Origin of the sequence: Streptomyces sp. NBC_01520 (assembly GCF_045040375.1) — a bacterium.
In the GTDB taxonomy this organism is placed as follows: Bacteria; Actinomycetota; Actinomycetes; order Streptomycetales; family Streptomycetaceae; genus Streptomyces.
Map to the genome: position 1 here is coordinate 3,314,608 of NZ_CP109404.1, position 22,767 is coordinate 3,337,374.

A 22,767-nucleotide genomic window follows, 5' to 3' on the forward strand; every position below is an offset into this window, starting at 1 on the left:
CCCGCTCGGTTCCGTACGGTCAGCCGGTGTTGCGCAGGCCCGCGGCGACACCGTTCACGGTGAGCAGCAGGGCCCGGGCGAGCAGCGGGTCGGCCTCCTCGCCCCGCTCGGCCGCCTGGCGCTGGCGGGCCAGCAGCGACACCTGGAGGTAGGAGATCGGGTCCAGGTAGGCGTCGCGGATGGCGAAGGTCTGCTGGAGCACCGGGCTGGTGCCGAGCAGTTCGGTGTTGCCGGTGACCTTGAGGACTTCCTGGACGGTCAGCGCGTGCTCGGCCTCGATGTCGTCGAAGACGTGCTTGAGCTCGTCGGGGACGAGGGTGTCGACGTAGTGCCGGGCGATGCGCAGATCAGTCTTGGCGAGGGTCATCTCGACGTTGGAGAGGAAGTTCTGGAAGAAGTGCCAGTGTTCGTGCATCTCTTCCAGGACGGTGTCCAGACCGGCCTCGCGCAGTGCCTTGAGGCCGGAGCCGACGCCGTACCAGCCGGGCACGATCTGCCGTGACTGGGTCCAGCCGAAGACCCAGGGGATGGCGCGCAGGCCGTCGAGCGAGACGCCCGAGCCGGGGCGGCGGGAGGGCCGCGAGCCCAGGTGCAGGTCGGCGAGCTGGTCCACCGGGGTGGAGGCGAGGAAGTACGTCGGCAGGTCGGGGTCCTCGACCAGCTTGCGGTACGCGGCGTGGGCGGCGTCCGAGACGGTGTCCATCGCCGCGTCCCAGCGGGCCAGGGCCTCGTCGGACTGACGCGGCGCGGTGTGCAGCGCGGAGGCCTGGAGGGTGGCCGCGACGGTCAGCTCCAGGTTCTCCCGGGCGAGTGCCGGGATGAGGTACTTGTCGGAGATGACCTCGCCCTGCTCGGTCACCTTGATCTCGCCCTCCAGCGTGCCCCAGGGCTGCGCGAGGATCGCGTCGTGCGAGGGGCCGCCGCCGCGGCCCACGGTGCCGCCGCGGCCGTGGAAGAGCCGCAGCCGGACGCCGTAGCGGTGGGCGACGTCGCGGAGCCGGCGCTGGGCGCGGTGGATCTCCCACTGGGAGGTGGTGATGCCGCCGAACTTGGATGAGTCGGAGTAGCCGAGCATGACCTCCTGGACGTCGCCGCGGAGCGAGACGAGGCGGCGGTAGGAGGGGTCGGCGAGCATCTCGTCGAGGATGACGTCGGCGGCCTTGAGCTCGTCGGTGGTCTCCAGGAGCGGCACGATGCCGATCTTGGCCCAGCCTCCGTGCAGGTCGACGAGTCCGGCCTCGCGGGCGAGGACGGCCGCGGCGAACACGTCGTCGGCGCCCTGGCACATCGAGATGATGTAGGACTCGATGACTTCGGGGCCGAAGCGCTCGAAGGCTTCCTTGATGGTGTGGAAGACACCGAGGGTCTTCTCGCCCGCGGCGTCCAGCGGGGCCGGGGTCGGGGCGAGCGGGCGGCGGGAGCGGAGCTCCTTGGCGAGGAGCTTCTGCCGGTAGTCGCGCGGCATGTCGGCGTAGCGCCAGGATTCCTCGCCGAGGCGGTCGAAGAGCTGGCCGAGCGCGTGGTGGTGGGCGTCGGCGTGCTCGCGTACGTCCATGGTGGCGAGCTGGAGGCCGAACGCGGAGAGCGTGCGGATGGTGCGGTCCATCCGGCCGTCGGCGACGATGCCGCCCTTGTGCTCGCGCAGCGAGGTCTGGATGAGGGCCAGGTCGGCGATGAGCTCGGCGGTGCCGAGGTAGTCGCAGCCGGGGCGGTGCGGGGTGCCGGAGGCGAGGCGCTCGCGGGTGTTGACGAGCTTCTGCCGGATGCAGGTGGCCTTGAGCCGGTAGGGCTCCTCGGCGTTCAGCCGCTTGTAGCGGGGACTGATCTCGGGGAGCGCCTCCAGGTCGGCCTGGAGGGAGGCGAGGAGCTCGTCGGTGGCTCCGGTGTAGCGGATGGAGTTGGAGAGCAGTCCGCGCAGCTGGTCGACGAGTTCGAGGGCGTCGGTGATGCCGTGCTCGTGCTGGAGGATCAGCACCTCCCAGGTGACGGCGGGCGTCACATTGGGGTTGCCGTCGCGGTCTCCGCCGATCCAGGTGCCGAAGGTCAGCGGGCGGGTGCCGGCGGGCAGTTCGACGCCGACGCGCTCCAGCTCGGCGGCCAGGTCCTCCAGGACGTCGCCCACGGCGTTGGCGTGGAGCTCGTCGAGGTAGTAGATGGCGTTGCGGGCCTCGTCGGCGGGCTCCGGGCGGACCACGCGCAGCTCGTCGGTCTGCCAGATGAGGTCGATGTTCTCGGCGAGCCGGATGTCCTGGCGGCGACGGTCGGCCTCGATGACCGGGGTCTCCAGGAGTGCGGCGATGCGGCGCAGCTTGTTCAGTACGGAGCGGCGCGCGGCCTCCGTCGGGTGCGCGGTGAAGACCGGCCGGACGTTGAGGTTCTTGACGGTCTCGCGCAGGTGCTCGGGGTCCGCGTCCTTGAGCCGGTCGGCGGTCCGGGCGAGGAGACCGCCCTCGGCGGCCCGGCGGTCGCGCATCTCGTGGGCGCGGTGGACCTGCTCGGTGACGTTGGCGAGGTGGAAGTACGTGGAGAAGGCGCGCACGAGCTGCGCGGCGGTCTCCAGGTCCGTGTCGCCGAGAAGCTCGGCTGCTGCCTCGCCGTCGGTACGGGTCAGGGCGCGGACACGCTCGACGAGATCGAGGAGGTCCTGGCCCTCCTGGCGTACGAGGGTCTCGCCCAGCAGGTCACCGAGGCGGCGGATGTCGGCCCGCAGTTCGGCTCCGGCGGCAGGGGTCTGGTCGGCACTGCTCACAGTGTGCGGCTCCTTGCAGTGGTTGAGCACTTCTGTCACAGGGGGTCCGGGGCTGTCGCGGTGCTGACGTCACCCCCGGGAAAGCAGAGTGCGGACCGCGCTGTCCGACCCACCCAGGATAGGTGTCCACGGGACCGGCGTGCTCGTTGCCCTTGGGGGCGGTTCGCCCCGACGGCACGGTCCCGGCGCCGCAAGGGTTGTGACGGCCGCGCTCTCGTACTGCGGGCCTCTTCGCTGGCATACTTACGTTGCCGTAGGTTACGGATGCGTAGCCCGCTCATTCCGTCACATTTCCTCACCCCACGGGGGACTCCCCAATGCCCACCAGCCCCGATGTGATCGACGACGGCCTGCCCACGGCGGCAGGCGACCCCCCACCCCCCGCCGGAACGCTCGGCGGCGACAAGAAGCGTTCGATCGAGCAGATCGCGCTGCTGCTCTTCATCGTGGTGCCGTTCGCGGCCCTGGTCGCGGCGGTGCCGCTGGCCTGGGGCCGTGGTGTCAGCTGGCTCGATCTGGGTCTGCTGGTCGGCATGTACTACCTCGGATGCCACGGCGTGACGATCGGCTTCCACCGCTACTTCACCCACGGTTCGTTCAAGGCGAAGCGTCCGCTCCGCATCGCCCTGGCCGTCGCGGGTTCCATGGCGGTGGAGGGTCCGCTGGTGCGCTGGGTGGCCGACCACCGCAAGCACCACCGGTTCTCCGACGCCGAGGGCGACCCGCACTCGCCGTGGCGGTTCGGCGAGAACCTGCCGGCGCTGCTGAAGGGCCTGTGGTGGGCCCACATCGCCTGGATGTTCAACGAGGAGCAGACGCCTCAGCAGAAGTACGCGCCCGACCTGGTCAGGGACCCCGCGCTCCGCGCGATCTCGCGTCACTTCCTCACCTTCACGATCATCTCGCTGGCGATCCCGCCGCTGGTCGGGGGCCTGGTCACGATGTCGTGGTGGGGGGCGTTCACGGCGTTCCTCTGGGGTTCGCTGGTCCGGGTCGCGCTCCTGCACCATGTGACCTGGTCGATCAACTCGATCTGCCACGCGGTCGGCAAGCGGCCCTTCAAGTCCCGTGACCGGTCCGGGAACGTGTGGTGGCTGGCGGTCCTGTCGTGCGGCGAGTCCTGGCACAACCTGCACCACGCGGAACCGACGAGCGCACGGCACGGGGTGATGAGGGGCCAGATCGATTCGAGCGCCCGGCTGATCCGCTGGTTCGAGCAACTGGGCTGGGCGCACGACGTGCGCTGGCCCGACGAGTCCCGTATCGACTCCCGGCGCAAGTCCGTGGCTGCCGACCCGGCATGATTGACGACGTGGCGACCGACGGAAGCACCAGCGGCGAGACGAGCAGACCTGCCCCCACCCGCCGGACCCGGCGGGTCCGGATGACCGGCAAGGAGCGCCGCGAACAGCTGCTCGACATCGGCCGCACCCTTTTCGCCGACAAGGGGTTCGAGGGCACATCGGTGGAGGAGATCGCGGCACGCGCCGGGGTCTCCAAGCCGGTGGTCTACGAGCACTTCGGGGGCAAGGAGGGCCTGTACGCCGTCGTGGTCGACCGTGAGATGCGCCAGTTGCTGGATCTGGTGACCGGCGCGCTCACGGCGGGTCACCCGCGGGAGCTGCTGGAGCAGGCGGCGTTCGCGCTGCTCGACTACATCGAGACGTACACGGACGGCTTCCGGATCCTGGTCCGCGACTCCCCGGTCGCGCAGTCCACGGGTACGTTCGCCTCGCTGATCAGCGATATCGCGACGCAGGTCGAGGACATCCTGGGCATGGAGTTCAAGGCCCGGGGCTTCGACCCGAAGCTGGCCCCGCTGTACGCGCAGGCCCTGGTCGGCATGGTGGCGCTGACCGGCCAGTGGTGGCTGGACGTCCGCAAGCCGAAGAAGGCGGAGGTCGCGGCGCATCTGGTGAATCTGGCCTGGCACGGGCTGGAGAACCTGGAGTCGAAGCCGCGGCTGATCGGCCATCGTAAGAGCTGACCGCCGCCGTCGCGTGATCACCCGTTGTGATGACGCGACGTCGAAGCGGCCCTTACTGTGGTCGTGCAGGACCGGAATCCCGTCCATGGGAGGAATCATGACCGCCGAGCCGATCGCCGGGCACAGCAGCCGCTGGCCGGTGCCGCCGCAGGACGGATACACGGTGGACGATCTGTTCACCTTGCCCGATCTCCCGCCGCACACGGAACTGCTCGACGGGAGCCTGGTTTTTGTGAGTCCGCAGCGAGATTTCCACAGCACGATGATCGACCTGCTGATGAGCGGGCTTCGTCACTGCGCGCCGCCGGAGCTGAAAGCACGCCGCGAGATGACCGTGGTCCTCGACCGGCGCAATGCTCCCGAACCGGATGTCTGCGTGATCCGGGCGGAAGCGGTCACCGGACGGGAGCTGACCCGTTTCCAGGCCGCGGACGTATTCCTCGCCGTCGAGGTGGTCTCGCCCGACTCCGAGGCCCGGGACCGTGACACCAAGCCGCAGAAGTACGCGGCGGCCGGCATTCCGAACTTCTGGCTGGTCGAGATGACCGGCACCGACCAGCACCCCGTCGTGCGGGTCTACGAGCTGGATCCGGTGACGAAGGCGTACGCGCTGACCGGGATCCATCACGACCGGCTGAAGACGGGTGTTCCCTTCCCCGTGGACATCGACATCTCCGCGGAGGCCCTGGCCGCGCTGTGACGGCCGGCCGGGGCGCTCATCCTGCGGTACGGGCCACGGCGAAGATCCGGCGGAACGGGAAGACCGTGCCGTGCGGGCCCGCCGGATAGGCGTCGCGCAGCAGGGTGCGGTAGTCGGCCAGGAAGACGTCGCGCGCTTCCGGGTCGTCTGCCAGGGCGGTGAGGACGGGGCGCAGACCGGTGCCCTTGACCCAGTCCAGGACGGGGTCCTCGCCAGGCAGCAGGTGCAGGTAGGTGGTCTCCCAGACGTCCACGGTGCGGCCCGGTGCTGTCAGGCGTTCCAGATACCGCTCGGGGTCGAGCACCGCGTCCCCGTGCCGCAGCAGGCCGCCGAGGCGGTCGCGCCAGGCCGGGGAGCCGGCCAGTTCGCGCATGAGGGTGTGGCTGGGGGCGTCGAAGTTGCCGGGGACCTGGAAGGCGAGGGTGCCGCCGGGGGTGAGGGCGTCCAGCCAGCGGGGGAAGCGGCTCGCGTGGTCGGGGACCCACTGGAGCAGGGCGTTGGAGACGATCAGGTCGCACGTCTCACCGGGTGTCCAGGTCGCGGCGTCGGCCTCGGCGAAGTCCAGCCGGGGTCCGGCGTGGGCGCGGGCCCGCTCCAGCATCTCCGGGGAGTTGTCGTAGCCGGTGATGCGGGCCTGCGGCCAACGCGCGGCCAGCAGGGTGGTGACGTTGCCGGCGCCGCAGCCGAGGTCGGCGATGCGGGGGGTGCGGTCGTGGCGAAGCGGGCCGATCCGGGCCAGGAGGTCGTGGAAGGGCCGGGTGCGGTGGTCCGCGTGACGCAGGTACTGCTGCGGATCCCAGGTGGGTGCGGTCATGGGTCCAGGATCATCCCGGAAATATCTTGATGTCAAGACACTCGAATTCAAGAGACTTCATGTCGAGGGACCCTCTACACTGATCGACATGGAGGACGAGGTCGACCGGCTGGTCGCTGCATGGCGCCGAGAGCGCCCCGACCTCGACGTGGAACCACTCGAGGTGCTGAGCCGCGTCTCCCGCCTGGCCCGCCACCTCGACCGGGCCCGCAGGATCGCCTTCGCCGAGCATCATCTGGAGCCCTGGGAATTCGACGTCCTGACGTCACTGCGCCGCGCCGGCGCCCCGTACCAGCTGTCCCCCGGCCAGCTCCTCACCCAGACCCTGGTCACCTCGGGCACGATGACCAACCGCATCGACCGGCTGACCAAGAAGAACCTCGTCGAGCGGCTGCCCGACCCGAACGACCGCCGCGGCGTACTCGTACGGCTGACCGCGGAGGGCCGCGACAAGGCCGACCAGTCGCTGGCCGGACTGCTGGACCAGGAGCGGGCCATCCTGGGCGAGCTCTCCCACCACCAGCGATCCGAACTGGCCGGACTGCTACGCCAGTTGACCGCCCCGTTCGACAACGTCCCCGGTTAGCGCGGCCGGACCCACCCCGGCCCTCCGGGCCAGCGCCACCGCGGCCAGCGTCGAGTGCACACCCAGCTTGCCCAGCACGTTCTGCATGTGTGTACGCACCGTGTGCGGGGACAGGAACAGCCGCTCCGCCACCGCCTTGCGGCCCAGACCCGCCACCATGCAGCGCAGCACCTCGCGCTCGCGCGGTGTCAGCGACTCCACGAGCTGCTCGCTCTCGGTGCGGTGCTTGCGCGCCGCGGTCAGCTCCCGCAGGACACCGGTCAGCAGCGCGGCCGGCAGGTGCGTCTCGTCCCGCAGCACGCCCCGTACGACCGTCAACAGCCGTTGCAGCGAGCAGTCCTTGGCGACCCATCCCGACGCCCCCGCCTGCAGTGCCAGCGCGGCCCTGCGCGGGTCGTCCTTCTCGGCGAGCACCACCGTACGGATCGACGGCTGCCCCGAACGCACCCCGGCCACCAGCGAGATGCCGTCCACCTGGCCTTTCCCGTCCGGTACGGCGACGGGCACCGCGCGGGCGCCCGTGGGCAGGATGCCCAGCTCGGCGTCGACCAGCATCACGTCGTAGCGGCGCCCCTCGGACGCCGCGCGCTCCAGACACCGCAGGGCGGCGGGACCGCTGCCCGCCGCCGACACGTCGATGTCCGGCTCGGCCGCGAGGGCCGCCGCGAGGGACTCGGCAAAGATGCGGTGGTCGTCGACCACGAGAACCCGGATACGAGCCACAGACACCCCCCATGCTGCGTGCTTTCCCGGGGCGCCCCTGATCGGCCTGCCCCGACAGGACGGATCACTGCGGATACGACGCCCGCGACATCTGTGGTGAACCGCCGTCCACGGCCGCCGCCGTGTCCGACCGCCACCCGTCCCGGGCGTCGTATCCGACTGTCTCGTCCCCTGAATCAGCACCGGCCCCCACCGGTGCTGTGCATCAGCGTACGGCGGGCGGTGAACTGCGGAAGGCAATTCACGGAACTGATTGCCGAAGGTGTTTAGGGTGTGCTCCATGTTCCGTCTTGAGACAGAAGTGGACAAGGAACGTCGAATTCTGCTGGGCCGCCGGCTGCACGAGGACAACTGGAACGGATCACCCGGCCTGCGCGCCCTGCGGTCCACCTCCGCCGAGCACGAAGTCCCCCTGGAGGTATGGCTCCTGGACGGGCAGGGAGGCCTCGCCGGCGGGCTGTCCGGGCGGACCTGGGCCTACTGGCTCCATGTGGACCTGCTCTGGGTGGACGCCCGCCACCGTGGCCTGGGCCTCGGCGCACGGCTGCTCGCCGAGGCGGAACGCCTCGCCCACGACGACCGGTCCTGCACCCGATCCCGGCTGGAGACCTGGGACTTCCAGGCCCCCGGTTTCTACCGGAAGCAGGGGTACGAGGTGGTCGGCGAGATCGAGGACTATCCGCCCGGCGTCGCCGAATTCATCCTGGTCAAGCGGCTGACACCCGTCGGGCCCCCGCCGAGGGAACCGCGGGGAAGACTCCTGGGGCGGCGTAACCGGCCGAAGTGAACGCCTCGCTCACGGACTTGGCGACCGTGTCGGCCGCCGCCTCCTCCACCAGGACGATCGCCGAACCGCCGAAGCCGCCGCCGGTCATCCTGGCCCCGAGTGCCCCGGCCGCGCTCGCCGAGGAGACCACCAGGTCCAGCTCCGGGCAGGAGACCCGCAGATCGTCGCGGAGCGAGACGTGTCCCGCGTTGAGCACCGGGCCCGCCGCGCGTACCTCGCCCGCGTCGAGCAGCGCGATGACCTGCTCCACCCGGTGGTTGTCACTCACCACATGGCGGACGTAGCGCACGACGGACTCGTCCTCGCCCGCCGCCGCCAGGGTGCCGAGCGCCGCGTCCAGGCCCTCGTACGGAAGGTCCCGCAGGGTGCCGATGCCCAGGGCCCGGGCCCCCGCCTCGCAGCCCGCGCGGCGTTCCGCGTAGGCGCCGTCACCGAGGGCGTGCTTGACGCGGGTGTCGACGACCAGCAGTTGCAGCCCCTGCGCGGCCAGGTCGAAGGGGACCTGGCGCTGGGTGAGGTCACGGGTGTCGAGGTACAGGGCGTGTCCCTCGGTGCAGCAGGCCGAGGCCATCTGGTCCATGACGCCGCAGGGCACCCCGACGAACGCGTTCTCGGCGCGCTGGCCGAGCACCGCGAGCTCCGGGGCGCTCAGACCGAGCGCGAAGAGGTCGTTCAGCGCGAGGCCGGTGACGACCTCCAGGGCGGCGGACGAGGAGAGCCCCGCACCCACCGGGACGGTGGAGGTGAGCTGGATGTCCGCGCCGGTGACGGGGTGGCCGGCCTCCAGCAGGGCCCAGACGACACCGGCCGGGTAGGCCGCCCAGCCGTGGCCGGAGTGCGGGGTCAGCTCGTCGACGCGCAGGGACACGACGCCGCCGGGTACGTCGGTGGAGTGCAGCCGCAGCACGCCGTCCGTGCGGCGGGCGACGGCCGCGCGGGCGGTGTGCGGGAGGGCGAGCGGCATGACGAAGCCGTCGTTGAAGTCGGTGTACTCACCGATCAGGTTCACTCGTCCGGGTGCCGCCCAGATCCCCTCGGGCGCGGTCCCGTAGAGCTCGGTGAAGGTGGCGGTCAGCTCAGCGTTCTCGGTCATGGCGTGGTGGGTTCCTCTCGGCGGGCGAACGTCCAGGCGTCGGCGACGATTCCGGCCAGGTCGGCACGGGACGGCTGCCAGCCGAGCCGTTCCCTGGCGGTGGCGGCGGAGGCGACGAGGACGGCCGGGTCGCCTCCCCGTCGCGGGGCGGCGATCTCGGGTACGGGGTGGCCGGTGACCTGCCGGACGGTCTCGATGACCTCCCGCACGGAGAAGCCGTTGCCGTTGCCGAGGTTGCAGATCAGGTGTTCGCCCGCGGTGGCCGCTTCCAGGGCCAGCAGATGGGCGTCGGCGAGGTCGGCGACGTGGATGTAGTCGCGTACGCAGGTGCCGTCCGGGGTCGGGTAGTCGTCCCCGTACACGGAGATCGCCTCACGCTGTCCGAGTGCGACCTGGAGGACCAGCGGGATCAGGTGCGACTCGGGGCTGTGGCGCTCGCCGCAGCTGCCGTAGGCCCCCGCGACGTTGAAGTAGCGCAGCGAGACGGCGGCCAGGCCGTGTGCGGTGGCCTCACCGGTGATCATGTGGTCGACGGCCAGCTTGGAGGCGCCGTACGGGCTGGTGGGGGCGGTCGGGTCGGACTCCGTGATGGGGCTGGAGACCGGCTCGCCGTAGGTGGCGGCGGTGGAGGAGAAGACCAGGGTCCGCACCCCGGCGTCGCGCATGGCGGCGAGCAGGGCGGTGGTGCCGCCGACGTTGTTCACCCAGTACTTCTCGGGGTTGACGACGGACTCCCCGACCTGGGAGTACGCGGCGAAGTGCAGCACCCCGTCGTACGAGGAGTCCAGCCACTTGACGGCGTCCTGGATGCGGCCCTCGATGAATTCGGCCCCGTCGGGGACTCCCTCGCGGAAGCCGGTCGACAGGTCGTCGAGGACGGTCACGGTGTGACCGGCCTCCAGCAGATGCGCGGCGACGACACTGCCGACGTATCCCGCGCCGCCTGTCACCAGGTACTTCTTACCGGGGTTGCTCACTCGCTCGCTACCTCTCGCAGTCGCTGGGCCGCGGCCTCCGGCGGCACGTCGTTGATGAACACGCTCATGCCGGACTCGGAGCCCGCGAGGAACTTCAGCTTGCCGGAGGTGCGCCGGATGGTGAAAAGCTCCAGGTGCAGCCCGAACCCCTCCCGCCCGGGGACCCCGAACGGCGCCTGGTGCCAGGCGGAGATGTACGGGGTCGGCGGCTCTCCGGGGCCGAAGATCCGGTCGAATCGCCTCAAGAGTTCCAGATATATCTGTGGGAACTCCGTGCGGGCGGCGTCGTCGAGCTCCCGCAGGTCGGGGACGCGGTGGCGCGGGTGGAGGTGGACCTCGTAGGGCCAGTGCGCCGCGTACGGCACGAAGGCGACCCAGTGCTCGCCCTCCAGGACGACACGGTCGCCGTCGGCCAGCTCCCGGGCGACGACGTCGTCGAAGAGGTTGCGGCCGGTCTCCGCCCGGTGGTTCGCCGCCGAGCGCATCATCAGCTCGGTGCGTGGGGTGACGAAGGGGTAACCGTAGATCTGCCCGTGCGGGTGGCCGAGGGTGACACCGATCTCGGCGCCCCGGTTCTCGAAGCAGAACACCTGGGCGACCTGCGGGAGTTCGGCGAGCTCGGCCGTACGGTCGGTCCAGGCCTCCAGGACCAGGGCGGCCTGGTCCTCGGTGAGTCCGGCGAAGGACACGTCGTGGTCGGAGGTGAAGCAGACGACCTCGCAGCGGCCCGAGTCACCGGCCAGCGACGGGAAGCGGTTCTCGAAGACGGCGACGTCGTAGTGGCTGTCGGGGATCTCGCTCAGCCTGCCCTCCCGCGAGGGACAGAGCGGGCACTCGTCGGCGGGCGGGTGGTACGTGCGTCCCTGCCGGTGCGAGGCGATGGCGACCGCGTCGCCGAGCAGCGGATCGCGGCGGATCTCCGAGGACGTCGAGACGGCGTCCAGCGGCCGCCGGTCGACGGCATCGCGGACGACGTCGTCCGCGGAGTCGTAGTAGATCAGCTCCCGGCCGTCGGCGAGGGTCGTGACCGTCTTCTTCACCAGGCTCCTCCATGCAACCCCGTCAAACATAACCGCACACAACAAACCACAAGCAAACACGCACGTCAATGCCGCCGAGGCCGTCCCACCTGCGTGGGCGACCCGGCGTGATCAGGATCAAACAGAGACAGGCACGACTGTCGTGCGGATTCCGAACGTGAAGGCATGGCCCTCGACACGCCAGGGGCACCCCGGCGGACGGCGGTGCGGGCACGGGCGCCACGACGACCGGCAGCTCCACGGTTCACATGCGGGGCACCCTCGGCACACAGGCCCGCCGCACCCGGGGCGCCGGACCGTCACCCGTTCACGCGAGGCCGTCGGGCCCCTGTCGCGTTCCCGTCGCCCGGTCCAGAAGTCCCGTACGGGCCGCGAGGGCCGCGGCCTCCAGCCGGGAGCCGACGCCCAGCTTCATCAGGACGCGCTGCACATGCGTACGCGCGGTGCTCGGCGCGATGCCCATCCCGGCCGCGATCAGCCGGGTGTCCTCGCCCTCGGCCACCCGCACCAGCACCTCGACCTCGCGCGGGGTGAGCATCCGCAGCAGCCGCTGCCCCTCGTCGTCCGGCTGGACCGCCGGATGCAGCAGTTCGGTGAACGCGCCCCGCAGCAGCTGCGGGGCGACCGCGGCCTCTCCCGCGCGGGCCTTGGCCATGGCGCGTTCGACGCCCTCTATGCGCTCGTCGTGACGGACGTATCCGGCCGCCCCCGCGGCGAAGGCCGCGGCGATCCCGCGCGGGCTCGGCACCGGGCCGAGCACCACGACGGCCACCTGCGGGCGCTCCCGCCCGATCCGCACGATCGGGTCGAACGCACCCGGTTCGGCGGGCGCCGCCGTGCCGAACAGGCAGACCTCCGGCGCCCTGCTGATCACCAGCTCGGCGGCACCGGACGTCGGCGCGGCTGCCGCGAGCACCCGGTGGCCGCGCAGTTTCAATGCCGAGGCGAGCGCCTCGGCGAGCAGACGGTGGTCATCGACCACCATGAGCCGCACGCCCATCGAGCAACCCCCCATGTACTGCTGTGCAACTCCGGAAACAGGCCCCCCGGCCTATGCCCCGGCAAGTTACACGCTTGTTCGAGATGGCGCGCCCTCTACCGGGCAGGAGCCCCCCGGAATGCCGAATCCTGAGTCATTCAGGGCTACTTGACGGACAGAAAACGATCGGCCCTGCCGGTCGATTGATCAACCGGCAGGGCCGTCACCGCACACCCGCGGACGGGTCAGCTGGTGGTGAAGGAGACGACGAGGTACTCCTTGTCGTCGAACGCGCTCTTGCGGGGCTCGCTGACCATCGTCTCGGAGATGAACAGCCGGCCCTTCTCGTAGATGAACTCGGCGTAGTCGAAGGAGAAGCTGGTCTCCGCGTCCCTGACCGCCTCGTCGTCCGGATTCTGCATCAGCACGGTCTCCTTGAAGGTGGAGCCGTCGATGGAGACGATCTGGCCGCCCTTGTCGTACGGGGGCTCCTTGTACGCGATGACGTTGGTGCCGTCCATGCGCAGCGGGGTCAGCGTGTAGCGGTCGCCCGCGTCCGCCTTGCCGCCGACGAGCTTCCCGGTGGTCAGGTCGAAGGCGACGATCTCGTTGGTGTCGCCGTACTCCCCGCCGCCCTCGTGCTCCTCGGTCGGTACGTAGATCCGGTTGTTGCCGACGGTCACCGAGCCGCAGGTCTCGACCTCGGTGGAGCCGCAGCGTGCCGCGTACTGGTCGGCGTCGGCGGAGATCCGGACGATCAGCTTGCCGGTCGCCGCGTCGATGGAGAAGAAGTCCGAGATGCCGCTGCCGTCACCGGCGGTGTCGCCGACGTCGGCCGCTACGACGAGCGGCTTCGTGGAGACGATGGCCGCGTACTCGACGCCGGCCGGCATCTCGTACGAGGACAGCGGGGCGCCCGTGGCCGGGTCCAGCGCCTGGATGGTGAGCTGCGGTTCGTCGTAGGAGCCGCACTTGCGGACCGCGGCGAGGGCCTCGCCGCCGCCGTAGCCCTTGTCGTAGCAGTTGTCCGTGTCGGCCTTCGGCTTCCACAGCTCGGCGCCGGTGGTGAGGTTGAAGGCGGCGCCCCCGCTGGTTCCGCCCGCGGCGACCGTGGTGCCGCTGAGCGTCACCTCGTTGAACCTGACGGCCTGGTCACCGCTCGACGCGGACGTGACCGACTTGTTCCAGAGGAGCTTGCCGGTGGCCAGGTCGAGCGCGCCGACCTGGGTGCAGGAGGGGTACTTGTTCTCCTTGGTCGGCTTGCCGTCCTCGAAGACGATCGCGGTCTTGTAGTCCTTGCTCATGTGCCGGGAGGCGGCGCAGAGCTGGCCCTCCAGCGGGATCGACCAGAGCTTGGTGCCCTTGGCGATGTCGTAGCCGACGATCTCGTAGACGCCGGTCTTCACGTACGCCTTGTCGGTGAGCCAGGAACCGCTGACCGTGGTGGTGTCGGTGACCTTCGGGTGGGGCAGCTGGAAGCCGACGGAGGACTTGGGGTCGGCCGGGGCCTCCTCGGTGCCGCCGCCCAGTCCGCTGCCCGAGCCGCCCTTGCCCTCGCCGGTCGTGCCGGCCGAGGACGCCTCGGTCTTCTTGCCGCCCTCGTCCTCACCGCCGCTGGAGGCGTAGATGACTCCGCCGCCGACGATCAGCACCACGGCGACGACCGCGGCGACGATGATCTGCATCTGGGTGGTGAACTTCTTGCCGCCGTTGTCCGGCTGCGGTGCCCCGTACTGCTGCTGCATCGGAGCGGTCGGATAGCCGTACCCCTGCTGCGGGGGCACGCCGGGCGGCACCTGCTGCGGGAATCCGTAGCCGGGCTGCCCCTGCGGGTAGCCGTACGACGGGTTCTGCGGCTGGCCGGGCACAGGCGTCTGCGGGTAGCCGTACGACGGGTTCTGCGGCTGGCCGGGCACAGGCGTCTGCGGGGCTCCGAATCCGCCGGGCGGGGGCGGCGGGCTGCCGTAGCCACCCGCGGGCTGGGTCGGCGGTTCGGCGGACGGCTGCTTGCCGAACGGGTCGGCGGGCGGCGGGGTGGGCGCGCCGAATCCGCCCGGCGGCGGGTCCTGCGGGGCTCCGAATCCGCCCTGGGGCGGATCGTTGGGCGACTGGGGCGGCTGAGTCATGGCGTGCGTACCTCTGAGGAGTCTGAGAAGAGGGGGCTGCGGGTACCGTCGTGATCCGTCACTTGCCGAAGGCCATCATGGTCTTCTGCGACTTCTCTTCCTTGTCGTTCGAGGCGCTGACGCGCCCGCTCACGATGAAGGAACGGCCGCCCGCGTAAGCGATCTTCGACGTGAAGAAGGAGCTCTCGATCCGGGTCGTGGAGGCAGGGTGCTGCAGCACCACGGCGGGCGCGCCGCCGGTCGGCGCGAGCGTCGCGATCGCCCCGCCCTTGTCGTACGTGGCCTCCACGTAGAGCAGCACGTTGCCGCCCTCCATGCGCAGCGGCTTCACGACGCGTCCGGCGGGGGCCTTGGACTTCCACTTCGGCTTGCCGGTGTTCAGGTCGAACGCGACGACCTTGTTGGTACGGCTGGAGCCGCTGGTGTCGTCCTCGGTCGCCATGTAGAAGCTGTTGGCGTCCGCGGCGATGCCGGTGCAGCCTTCGAGGTTCTCGCCGAAGATCGAGAAGTCGTTGCCGCAGTCCACGGCGAACTTGTCCTCCTTGTCACCCACCAGCTGGGAACGGAGCGTGCCGTTCTCCTTGATGGCGAGGATGGTCCACTTCTTCTCCTCGCGCTGGGTCAGCGAGACGACGAGGGGGCTCACCGAGTAGACCTTGTCGATCTCCCAGCCGCGCTGGGGCTTGTACGTCCACTTGGGCTTCCCGGTGGCCGGGTCGATCTCCTGGACCTGGTGCTGGGGGTTGTTCACGTCGTCGGTGCGGCAGCTGGTCGCGGCGATCAGCTTGGGGCCGCCGGCGAAGGCGAACGGCTGGCAGGTGCCCGCGGGCTTGCCGAACAGCTCCTTGCCGTCGCTGACCCGGTAGGCGTTGGAGTTGCCGGTACGGCCGACGGTCACGGTGTCGCCGCTGATCGCCAGGCCGATGTCGGACATCAGGTCCCAGGTGCCGTTCTTCGTGATCGACTTCTTCCAGCCGGCCTTGCCGGTGTTGAGGTCGACCATCTGCAGATCGGAGCAGTCGGCCTTGTCCGTGGTGCCGTTCTCCACGCCGATGACGATCTTGCCGTCGGTCGTGGGGTTGCCGGGCGCCGCGCAGAGGTCGGCGGGCAGCGCGAGGGTCCACTTCTGCTTGCCGTCGGCCACCGAATAGCCCGTGAGCGAGCGGTACATGCCCTTGACGATCGTGTCCCCGACGATCCAGGGGCCGTGCACGTCCGCACCGTTGCGCGGGAGGTCGATGTCGTTCGTCGTGAGCCAGAGGACCTTGGCCTCGCCCGCCTTGCGCCCTGCGTTGAGGTCGTCGTCCACCTCACGGCCGTCGCCGTTGCCGTCGCCCTCGTCGACGGTGGGCGAGGCGCTCGGATCCGCCGGCCCGGTGCTGGGCTTGGCGACGGGCTTCTCCTCGTCGTCGCCGCTCGTGGCGAAGAAGATGCCACCGCCGACGACCAGCAGCGCGGCGAGCGCCGCACCGATGACGACCGCGGGCTTGCCCTTGAAGGGGCCGCCCGTGCCGGAGCCACCGGGGACGGGCGCGCCGGGGTACTGCTGCTGCGGGTAGCCGTAACCGCCGGGCTGCGTGGGCTGACCGTAGGCACCGGGCTGCGTGTAGGGGCCGGGCTGTATGTAAGGGCCGGGCTGGGCCGGCTGTCCGTAGGGGCCGGGCTGGGCGCCGTACGGGCCGGGCTGCTGGCTGTACGGGCCGGGGGCCTGCGGATAGCCGTAGCCGGGCTGTTCGCCCGGGGCCTGCGGGTAGCCGTAGCCGGGCTGGGCCTGCGGCGGGCCGGGAGGCGGCGGCTGCGGTGCGCCCTGCGGGGCCGGAGGCGGCGGCTGCGGTGCGCCCTGCGGGGCCTGGGGCGGCGGCTGAGGAGTTCCCTGCGGCGGCTCCTGCGGAGACCCGAAGCCTCCCTGCGGCGGTTGCTGGCTGGGCGGCTGGGTCATCAGCACGTCCCCCTTCGTGCGGTGCGGTCCGGTGTCCTGTTCGTTCTCCCCCGCGATTCCGGTAGGACTGAATTCCCCCGGAAAGGAGCGATTGGGACATGGAGTCCGCGGTGTTACGACAGTCGAGCGGGGCTTCTTTGTACCACCCGCCCGACGCCGGACACCGGATCGGTCCACCCCCTGTTCCCAAGGGAGAACCGGCCCGTGATGCCGTCGTTACGCATGCACGGGGCCCGGCCCGGAGCCCTGCGGCCGACGCCCCGTCAACTTGCCCCGGCGTAGGCGTCTTTCGCGAAATGCCGCAGGCACTTCGTGACGTATCACCCGCTTTTGTACCGTAATCGGCGGATCGCACGGAACCCTCACCTGCCGAAGACCATCAGGGCCGTGGCCGCCATCTCCTCCGCGTCGTCGTCCGCGCTGATGCGGCTGGCCAGGATGAAGGAACGCCCGTCGACATAGGCGGCCTTCGCCTGGAAGAGCGTCGCCTCCGTCGGGGCGGCCGCCGCCGGATGCTGGAGCAGCGTCTTGAGCGCGCCCCCGGACGGGGCGAGCGTGGCGAACGATCCGGCCTCGCGGTACGAGGGCTCCACGCGCACCAGTACGTCGTCGCCCTCCATGCGCAGCGGCAGGAGGAGGTGGTCCTCCGGCCCGGTCACGTCCCATACGGACCGGCCGGTCGCCAGGTCGAAGGCCACGACCTTGTTGATGCTGGACTTCTTGGTCACCTTGGGCAGGGTCGCCAGGTACAGCTTGTCCGCGTCGGCCGTGACCCCGGCGCAGCCGTCCAGATTGCTGCCGCTCTCCACGGAGTCCTCGCCGCACCTCACCGCGTAGTCCTCGGTGCCGCCGACCAGTTGGGAGCGGTAGGTGCCGTCGTCGTTCAGGATGACGACGGCCCACTCCTCGTCCTTCTTGAGCGAGATGACCACCGGCCGTGCCGAGTACACGTGCGCGACCTTCCAGCCGTCCTTCGCCCGGTAGGTCCAGAGCGGCTTGCCGGTGACCGGGTCGACCTCCTGGACCTGCTGCCGGACGGGGTCGGCCGGCTCGACCTGGCAGCTGACGGCGGCGATCGTCCGGGGGCCGCTGGTGAAGGCGAACGGCTGGCAGACGTCCTTCCGCTTGCCGAACAGCTTCGTCCCGTCACTGATCCGGAAGGCGTCGGTGTTGCCGGTGCGCCCGAAGGTCACCGTGTCCCCGCTCACCGACATCGCGACATGCGACAGCCCGTCCTGGATGTCCGTGCGGTCGACCGTCTTCTTCCAGCCCGCCTTGCCGGTGCGCAGATCGATCATCTGCAGGACCGAGCAGTCCGCCTCCTGCTCCGAGACGTTGTCCTCGATGCCGACGACGATCTTTCCGTCGTCGGTGGGCAGTGTGGGCGCCGCGCAGAGGTCGGTGGGCAGGGCGAGCGTCCACTTCTGCGCGCCGTCGGACTGCGCATAGCCGGAGACCGTGCGGTACATGGCCTTGACGACGGTGTCCCCGGCGAACCAGGGGCCGTACGCCTCCTCCCCGTACTGCGGCAGGTCGACGCCGTTCTCCCGCAGCCAGAGCACTTTCGCCTCACCGGGCTTGCGGGCGGCGTTGAGCTCGGCGGCGGTCGGCCCGGCGATCTTCTCGTCCTTGCCGTCGTCCTTGCCGGAGCCCGAGCCGCTCGGGTCCGCGCTGCCCTTTCCGGCGACGGGCTTCGCATCGCTCCCGTCGCCGCTCATGGCGAGCCGGACGCCGCCCACGGCGACGAGCAGCACGGCGAGGACGGCACCGATGACCAGCCCGGATCTGCCCCTGAACTGCCCGCGCCCGGCCCCGGACCCGGACCCGCCGGGCGCCGGCGGCGGGGAGCCTGCCCCGTACGGCGCCTGCTGCGGATAGCCCTGCGGCCCCGGCTGCTGGGCGTACGGTCCCGGCTGCTGCTGCCCGTAAGGACCCGGCTGCTGGGCGTAGGGTCCGGGCTGCTGCTGCCCGTAGGGACCTGGCTGCGGGGTGTACGGCCCCTGCGGTGCGCCCTGTGCCGGCGGGTAGCCGTACGACGGGGACGCCGGAGGGTAACCGTAGGCCGGGCCTGCGGGCGGTGGGCCCTGCGGGGGGTCGTACGGTGCCCCGAAGCCTCCCTGCGGCGGTTGCTGGCCGGGTGGCTGGGTCATCTGCGCGTCCCCCTTCGAGCGGCACGGCCACCGCAAGGTCACCGCGATTCGGGCAGCCTACTTTCTACCACCCGCCCCGCCCGGCCCTGCGGCCCCACCTGCACCGGACCGCTCGTCATGCGCCGACGATCAGGCGTCCTCGGCCAGTTCGAGCCAGCGCATCTCCAACACGTCCCGCTCCGCGACCAGTTCCCGCAGTTCCGCGTCGAGCTCGGCCACCTTGCCGAAGTCCGTGGCGTTGTCGGCGATCTGCGCGTGCAGGGCCGTCTCCCTGGTGGACATCTTGTCGAGCTGCCGCTCGACCTTCTGCAGTTCCTTCTTCGCGGCACGCGCCGCCTGCGGCGACACGGCCTCCGCCGGTGCCGTCCGCGGAGCCGAAGCCGCCGCGGCGGAGGCGGGCGTGGCCGTCTCCTCCATCCGCTGCCTGCGCTCCAGGTACTCGTCGATCCCGCGCGGCAGCATCCGCAGTGCCCTGTCGCCGAGGAGGGCCATCACCTTGTCGGTGGTCCGCTCGATGAAGAACCGGTCGTGGGAGATCACGATCATCGACCCGGGCCAGCTGTCGAGGAGGTCCTCCAGCTGGGTCAGGGTCTCGATGTCCAGGTCGTTGGTGGGCTCGTCGAGGAAGAGGACGTTGGGCTCGTCCATCAGGAGCCGCAGGATCTGCAGCCGCCGCCGCTCACCACCGGACAGGTCGCCGACCGGGGTCCACTGCTTCTCCTTGGTGAAGCCGAACTGCTCACAGAGCTGACCTGCGGTCATCTCGCGGCCCTTGCCGAGGTCGACCCGGTCGCGTACCTGCTGGACGGCTTCGAGCACGCGCAGGTTCGGGTTGAGCTCCGCGACCTCCTGCGAGAGGTAGGCCAGCTTGACCGTCTTGCCGACGACGACCTTGCCGGCCGCGGGCTGGACGTCGCCCTGGGTACGGCAGGCCTCGGCGAGCGCCCGCAGCAGCGAGGTCTTGCCCGCGCCGTTCACACCGACCAGGCCGATGCGGTCACCGGGGCCGAGCTGCCAGGTGAGGTGGGTGAGCAGGGTCTTGGGGCCGGCCTGGACGGTCACGTCCTCCAGGTCGAAGACGGTCTTGCCGAGCCGCGCGTTGGCGAACTTCATCAGCTCACTGGTGTCGCGCGGAGGCGGCACGTCGGCGATCAGCTCGTTGGCCGCCTCGATGCGGTAGCGCGGCTTGGACGTACGGGCGGGGGCTCCGCGCCGCAGCCAGGCCAGCTCCTTGCGCATCAGGTTCTGTCGCTTGGACTCCTCGGTCGCGGCGATCCGCTCCCGCTCGGCCCGGGCGAACACGTAGTCGCTGTAGCCGCCCTCGTACTCGTGGACGGAGCCGCGCTGGACGTCCCACATGCGGGTGCAGACCTGGTCGAGGAACCACCGGTCGTGGGTGACGCAGACGAGTGCGGAGCGGCGGGTGCGCAGGTGCCCGGCGAGCCAGGAGATGCCTTCGACGTCGAGGTGGTTGGTGGGCTCGTCGAGGACGATCAGGTCCGGTTCGCCGATGAGCAGCTTGGCCAGCGCGATGCGGCGCCGCTCACCACCGGAGAGCGGGGCGATGACGGTGTCCAGGCCGTGCTCGAAGCCCGGCAGGGCGAGCCCGCCGAACAGTCCCGTCAGCACGTCACGGATCTTCGCGCTGCCCGCCCACTCGTGGTCGGCGAGATCGCCGATGACCTCGTGCCGGATGGTGGCCTTCGGGTCGAGCGAGTCGTGCTGGGTGAGGACGCCCAGGCGCAGCCCGCCGTTGTGGGTGACCCGGCCGGTGTCCGCGTCCTCCAGTTTGGCGAGCATCCGGATGAGCGTCGTCTTGCCGTCGCCGTTGCGGCCGACGACGCCGATCCGGTCGCCCTCGGACACCCCGAGGGATACACCGTCGAGCAGGGCACGGGTGCCGTACACCTTGCTGACCTGCTCGACATTGACCAGATTGACGGCCATTTCACTCCTGCGTCGGGGATCCCTGCGGTGGGGACCACTCGACGTCCCAGAGTAGTCGCCGCGGGAGGTGCGATAGCGTGCGGCGATCGATCATGGGGAGTAACCCCAGGTCGGAGCGGTACGGAACATCTCTGGGGTGGGGACTTCATGATGCGTGTCACGATGCGGACCTTGATACCGGTGGTCCTGGCGGCCACGGCGCTGGCGGGCTGCTCCGCCGGCGGTACGGACGCGGCCCCGGGGAAGAACGGGGACGGCGACCCCTCGAAGGCGGCGGGGACCGCGAAGAGCGCGGAGGCCGTGGCGAAGGGCGGCACGCTCGGCGGCGCGGGCTCGGCCTGCGAGCTGCCGGTGACCTTCGACCTGGCGGCGGACTGGAAGCCGCAGGCCGTCGACGTGGACCCCGGCTCCGAACTCGCGGTGGCACTGGGGCAGCAGGGCTCGGCCACGATGGTCTGCGAGATCGACGCCAAGCCGGCCGGCAACATCGGCTATCTCCGGGTCTGGCAGGGCAAGGGTTCCGGCACCGCGCCGCGAGCGGCGCTGGAGGACTTCGTGGCCGGCGATCCGGAGGCCTCCGAGGCGTCGTACGAGGCGACCGAGGCGGGGTCGGTGGAAGCCGCGGAGGTCACCTACACGGTGAAGGTGCTGGACGAGCGGAGGACGGAGAGCGCCTTCGCGGTCGCGACACCGGACGGTCCGGTCGTGGTGCACCTGGGCGGGCTGGACTCCGAGGAGCACCGGGAGATGCTCCCCGCGTACGAGCTGGCGAAGCAGTCCCTGAAGCTCGGCTGACGGGTCGTGCCCGGCGGCCCCGCGCGCGGGGCTCGCCGTCCCGTGAGCGCGGGGCTCACCGCCCCGCGCGCTCCACGAGCAGCCAGCCGCCGAGTGCCATCGCCACGGCCGCCGGGGCGCTGACCCGTACGGCGATCAGCAGTGCCGTGTGACCTTCCAGCAGCCCCCCGTAGCCGACCATGGACAGGCCGAGCACCCCCAGCAGGGTGAGCGTCACGCCGAGGGCCGAGAGGGGTCCCGAGCGGGTGCCCCGGCCGGGGACGGCGGAGACCGGCCGTTCGAAGGTGCGGAAGACGGCGACCAGGGCCGCGGTGACCCCGGCGGCCACCGCGATCCGCAGCGGCACCTGCGCCCACCAGGCGCCGGTGGCCGGCTCGGGCAGCGGGATGTCGAGGGCGAGCATCGCCCCGTACACGCCGAGCATCGCGGTGAGGTGCCAGAGGAACGCGGTCATGGCGACGCCGTTGGCGGCCACGACCGTGCGCCAGACCCGGGGCCGGGCCACCAGCCGGGCCCCGGGGGCACGCAGCAGCTCCACCGCGCCGACGAGCCAGAGGCCGTGGCAGAGCAGTGCGAGGGTGGGCGGTGCCATGTTGCTGATCTTCTCGCCGGGCATGCCGACCATGGACAGCGGATACGGGCCGAGGGCCACCAGTGCGGCGGCCGCGCCCAGTCCGGACCCGGCGAGGAGCGCGGGGCGGCGGATCCGGCCGTCGGCGCGCAGGAAGCCGAGCTGGTGCACGGCGAGCCAGACGAACGCGAAGTTGAGGAATTCGAGGTACGGCACCCCGGCGGCGAACCTCAGTACGTCCACCGTGGCGGCGGCCCCCGCGAGCGCGGCGAACGCGCCCCAGCCGTAGCGGTCGTGGAGCTTCAGCAGCGGCGGGGTGAACGCCACCATCGCCAGGTAGATCCCGATGAACCAGAGCGGCTGGGTCACCAGCCGGAGTGTGACACCGGTCAGTCCGCCGCCCCCGCCGAGCAGTTGGACGATCAGTGCGGCGGCGCCCCACACGAGGACGAAGACCATGGTGGGCCGTAGCAGCCGCTGGAGCCGGGCCCGCAGGAACGCCGAGTACACGGAGTCCGTGGAGCCCTCGGGGCGCTTGCGGAGCAGTGAACGGTAGGACAGGGCATGGGAGAAGCCGCCGACGAAGAAGAACACCGGCATGATCTGGAGCACCCAGGTCAGCAGTTGCAGTCCGGGAACGACGGCGAGGAGGTTGCCTACCCCGTCGGTGGTGACGGCGGCCATCAGCCAGTGGCCGAGGACGACCGTCCCGAGCGAGGCGACCCGCAGCAGATCGATGTAGCGGTCCCGGGTGACGGGCATCGCCCCGGCCAGTTCACGAACACTTGATCCCATAGGGATACG

The 22,767-nt window shown here is 70.8% G+C and carries 18 protein-coding genes; 6 read left to right on the forward strand and 12 right to left on the reverse strand.

Features of this window, described 5'->3' with window-relative positions; all coding sequences use genetic code 11:
- Nucleotides 1-19 precede the first annotated feature (19 nt).
- On the reverse strand, nt 20-2,749 hold the full coding sequence (gene ppc / locus OG524_RS14910; protein ID WP_405390325.1) for a phosphoenolpyruvate carboxylase: 2,730 nt from the start codon (nt 2,747-2,749) through the stop codon (nt 20-22).
- Nucleotides 2,750-3,066: 317 nt separating this feature from the next.
- On the opposite strand from ppc, the gene OG524_RS14915 reads away from it, so the two are divergent.
- From OG524_RS14915 to OG524_RS14925, 3 genes are all read left to right on the forward strand, one after another.
- Nucleotides 3,067-4,053 carry an acyl-CoA desaturase gene (locus tag OG524_RS14915; protein ID WP_405390324.1) on the forward strand — a complete coding sequence of 329 codons (987 nt, stop codon included), beginning with the start codon at nt 3,067-3,069 and terminating at the stop codon, nt 4,051-4,053.
- The gene (locus tag OG524_RS14920; RefSeq protein WP_405390323.1) at nt 4,050-4,736 is read left to right on the forward strand and encodes a TetR family transcriptional regulator; all 687 of its coding nucleotides are present in this window, start codon (nt 4,050-4,052) and stop codon (nt 4,734-4,736) included. The genes OG524_RS14915 and OG524_RS14920 overlap by 4 nt, the downstream gene beginning before the upstream one ends.
- A gap of 97 nt (nt 4,737-4,833) precedes the next feature.
- Nucleotides 4,834-5,436 (forward strand): Uma2 family endonuclease, encoded by a 603-nt coding sequence (locus OG524_RS14925; protein ID WP_405810588.1) that lies wholly within the window; start codon nt 4,834-4,836, stop codon nt 5,434-5,436.
- Nucleotides 5,437-5,452: 16 nt separating this feature from the next.
- Here OG524_RS14925 and OG524_RS14930 read toward each other — a convergent pair whose 3' ends face one another.
- On the reverse strand, nt 5,453-6,250 hold the full coding sequence (locus OG524_RS14930; RefSeq protein WP_405810590.1) for a trans-aconitate 2-methyltransferase: 798 nt from the start codon (nt 6,248-6,250) through the stop codon (nt 5,453-5,455).
- Nucleotides 6,251-6,338: 88 nt separating this feature from the next.
- Between OG524_RS14930 and OG524_RS14935 the strand changes: the two genes are divergently transcribed.
- Entirely contained in the window at nt 6,339-6,836 is a 498-nt protein-coding gene (locus OG524_RS14935) for a MarR family winged helix-turn-helix transcriptional regulator (RefSeq protein ID WP_405390320.1), read from the forward strand.
- Here the strand turns inward: OG524_RS14935 and OG524_RS14940 are convergent.
- Nucleotides 6,795-7,559 (reverse strand): LuxR C-terminal-related transcriptional regulator, encoded by a 765-nt coding sequence (locus OG524_RS14940; protein WP_405390319.1) that lies wholly within the window; start codon nt 7,557-7,559, stop codon nt 6,795-6,797. The genes OG524_RS14935 and OG524_RS14940 overlap by 42 nt on opposite strands.
- Before the next feature lie 280 nt (nt 7,560-7,839).
- Between OG524_RS14940 and OG524_RS14945 the strand changes: the two genes are divergently transcribed.
- Complete coding sequence (locus OG524_RS14945; RefSeq protein ID WP_405390318.1) at nt 7,840-8,346, forward strand: GNAT family N-acetyltransferase; 507 nt, start codon at nt 7,840-7,842, stop codon at nt 8,344-8,346.
- Here OG524_RS14945 and galK read toward each other — a convergent pair.
- The 8 genes from galK to OG524_RS14985 form a co-directional block, all read right to left on the reverse strand.
- Nucleotides 8,267-9,439, reverse strand: coding sequence for a galactokinase (gene galK, locus OG524_RS14950; protein ID WP_405810593.1), 1,173 nt, complete (start codon nt 9,437-9,439; stop codon nt 8,267-8,269). The two genes, OG524_RS14945 and galK, sit on opposite strands and share 80 nt — an antisense overlap.
- On the reverse strand, nt 9,436-10,416 hold the full coding sequence (gene galE, locus OG524_RS14955; RefSeq protein ID WP_405810595.1) for a UDP-glucose 4-epimerase GalE: 981 nt from the start codon (nt 10,414-10,416) through the stop codon (nt 9,436-9,438). Before galE ends, galK begins: the two co-directional genes overlap by 4 nt.
- Nucleotides 10,413-11,456: a galactose-1-phosphate uridylyltransferase gene (galT, locus tag OG524_RS14960; RefSeq protein WP_405810597.1), complete on the reverse strand. Its 1,044-nt coding sequence runs from the start codon at nt 11,454-11,456 to the stop codon at nt 10,413-10,415. Before galT ends, galE begins: the two co-directional genes overlap by 4 nt.
- A gap of 307 nt (nt 11,457-11,763) precedes the next feature.
- On the reverse strand, nt 11,764-12,456 hold the full coding sequence (locus OG524_RS14965) for a LuxR C-terminal-related transcriptional regulator (protein WP_405810599.1): 693 nt from the start codon (nt 12,454-12,456) through the stop codon (nt 11,764-11,766).
- Between the two features lie 224 nt (nt 12,457-12,680).
- Entirely contained in the window at nt 12,681-14,561 is a 1,881-nt protein-coding gene (locus OG524_RS14970) for a PQQ-binding-like beta-propeller repeat protein (protein WP_405390313.1), read from the reverse strand.
- A 58-nt stretch (nt 14,562-14,619) separates the two neighbouring features.
- On the reverse strand, nt 14,620-16,500 hold the full coding sequence (locus tag OG524_RS14975; RefSeq protein ID WP_405810601.1) for a PQQ-binding-like beta-propeller repeat protein: 1,881 nt from the start codon (nt 16,498-16,500) through the stop codon (nt 14,620-14,622).
- Nucleotides 16,501-16,862: 362 nt separating this feature from the next.
- The gene (locus tag OG524_RS14980) at nt 16,863-18,650 is read right to left on the reverse strand and encodes a PQQ-binding-like beta-propeller repeat protein (protein WP_405810603.1); all 1,788 of its coding nucleotides are present in this window, start codon (nt 18,648-18,650) and stop codon (nt 16,863-16,865) included.
- A gap of 129 nt (nt 18,651-18,779) precedes the next feature.
- Nucleotides 18,780-20,597 carry an ABC-F family ATP-binding cassette domain-containing protein gene (locus tag OG524_RS14985; protein WP_405390310.1) on the reverse strand — a complete coding sequence of 606 codons (1,818 nt, stop codon included), beginning with the start codon at nt 20,595-20,597 and terminating at the stop codon, nt 18,780-18,782.
- Between the two features lie 147 nt (nt 20,598-20,744).
- On the opposite strand from OG524_RS14985, the gene OG524_RS14990 reads away from it, so the two are divergent.
- Nucleotides 20,745-21,392: a lipoprotein gene (locus OG524_RS14990; RefSeq protein WP_405390309.1), complete on the forward strand. Its 648-nt coding sequence runs from the start codon at nt 20,745-20,747 to the stop codon at nt 21,390-21,392.
- 55 nt (nt 21,393-21,447) lie between these two features.
- On the opposite strand, the gene OG524_RS14995 is transcribed toward OG524_RS14990, so the two are convergent.
- Nucleotides 21,448-22,758 carry an acyltransferase gene (locus tag OG524_RS14995; RefSeq protein ID WP_405810605.1) on the reverse strand — a complete coding sequence of 437 codons (1,311 nt, stop codon included), beginning with the start codon at nt 22,756-22,758 and terminating at the stop codon, nt 21,448-21,450.
- Nucleotides 22,759-22,767: the final 9 nt, after the last annotated feature.